We start from the raw sequence: 1,644 nt of genomic DNA, 5'->3' as shown, positions 1-1,644 counted from the left end.
CTGCTTTTATAGCTCATTGGAGAAAATAGCCGAGCAATTGAAGTGCATATTACTATTAGGCGTTGTTTTTCCCTGTTTAGGAACATGTTTAGTGCTGTGGTAAGTTAAAATGGGTGTCATGTTAAATTCGTGTTGTTGGCGGAATAATGGCTGATGTTAATGGTGGGAATTTTGGTCATGGATTTTGGGCCGCAGGTCTAAATAGGCTACTTGGGGGAGGAGGAAATTACACTCAGAACCCAATTACAAATGTTGTTATTTCAGCCGCTGTTGGTGGTACTATTTCTGAGGTAACAGGAGGTAAGTTTAGAAATGGCGCTTATAGTGCGGCGTTTACGAGTGCTATGAGGCAGGATTGGGGGGCAGCAGAATCTGGGAAGGTGAAGAAACAAGGTAAGCAATTCACCACTAAATCTGAGATGGAAGAGGTCAAAAAGCAAAACCTTAAAAACTTTGCTCAAGCCGTAGACTTAGTCAATTTAGAATATCCAGATTTACTTAAGGGTCTTGAAATAGACTTTGCTAATATAAGTGCTGACGGGCAAGCTCTTTCAGGAACAAATAAAATACTAATATCTACGAATGTTAGTGAAGGCAGGTATCGTTATAATCTATTGCAATTGACAGATCTACTAATCCATGAAGGTTTACATCATAGGGTTTATAACGTAATGGGCTGGAAAGAATATCATTTAAGAAATTTTTTCGGGGGAGGTATTCATGATGATATATACCAAATAGCGACCAGTGCGGCATTATATGCTACATCACGGCCGGTTTATAGATTATACAATTCAAAGCCAGATTTATCACACTCTTATTTTTACAGTAAATATGATGATTATTTTTAGTAATTTTTTAGCTTTTTTTATTTCGCTTTTCTGTTTTTTAATTTTTTATCCTATGCTTATTTTTAAAGGAGGTGGGCTGGTTTTTTTGTTAGTTTTTCTCATTGTTGTTGTTTTAAATAGAAAGCGTTTTTTTATAGTCACTTGTTCTTGCGTATTGGTTACAATTATAAATTATTGGCTCTCAGAGGTTGACAGTCATGAAAGTTTACTAGCTGCTTTGAGCCAACAGAAGTATGTTCAGGCTAGAGAGTTGCAGAAAAAAATTAAAGTTAGTGATGAGAATTACGAGAAGTTAAAAGTATATATTGATAGGGAAATGGACTCTCTAAAAGGCTATGATTTTCTTCTCGCTAGTAATAACGTGAGCTGTAACTATAAGATATCCATAAAGGATGTTTCACATCAATTCTTTGAATCTGAGTGGCAAAGCTTAGCTGGTGGGAAAATACTAAAGGAAATCTATATTTTTTTAATTAATAAGTCTGGAGGTTGTCTTGACTAGAGTGCGGAAATAATTATGGCATATATAGAGACTCCATTTATGTCAAGTTAAGCAAATTTATTGTGCCATGGAATTTTAATTAGACACCCATCATAAATTTGGTAAAAAACTGAGTGTCGCCTATCTTTAAATAACGGTTAAAAGTTAGGCGTTCAATTCATGGCAACAGCACGAAGTAGACAAGTTAGCTTGGTGGATACCAAGTACTATCACTGTATCTCTAGATGCGTAAGGCGAGCGTATTTATGCGGAGAAGATAAAGCTACGGGCAAGTCATATGAACATCGAAGA

The 1,644-nt window shown here is 35.9% G+C and carries 2 protein-coding genes and 1 pseudogene; all 3 read left to right on the top strand.

Translation table 11 applies throughout. The features are described 5' to 3' along the window. Positions 1-146 precede the first annotated feature (146 nt). Positions 147-851 (top strand): hypothetical protein, encoded by a 705-nt coding sequence (locus tag N475_RS25970; RefSeq protein WP_063366061.1) that lies wholly within the window; start codon positions 147-149, stop codon positions 849-851. Next, entirely contained in the window at positions 835-1,353 is a 519-nt protein-coding gene (locus N475_RS23595; protein WP_063366060.1) for a hypothetical protein, read from the top strand. The genes N475_RS25970 and N475_RS23595 overlap by 17 nt, the downstream gene beginning before the upstream one ends. A gap of 159 nt (positions 1,354-1,512) precedes the next feature. After that, positions 1,513-1,644, top strand: a pseudogene (locus N475_RS25625) (transposase); the annotation flags it as partial.

The sequence above is a fragment of the Pseudoalteromonas luteoviolacea DSM 6061 genome, from assembly GCF_001625655.1.
Classification (GTDB): Bacteria; Pseudomonadota; Gammaproteobacteria; order Enterobacterales; family Alteromonadaceae; genus Pseudoalteromonas; species Pseudoalteromonas luteoviolacea.
This window is presented reverse-complemented; position numbering and strand designations above follow the sequence as displayed.

Bases quoted from the DNA above. Each gene is read 5' to 3' on its own strand.
- N475_RS25970 (WP_063366061.1), top strand. From the start codon at position 147: ATGGCTGATGTTAATGGTGGGAATTTTGGTCATGGATTTTGGGCCGCA.
- N475_RS23595 (WP_063366060.1), top strand. From the start codon at position 835: ATGATGATTATTTTTAGTAATTTTTTAGCTTTTTTTATTTCGCTTTTC.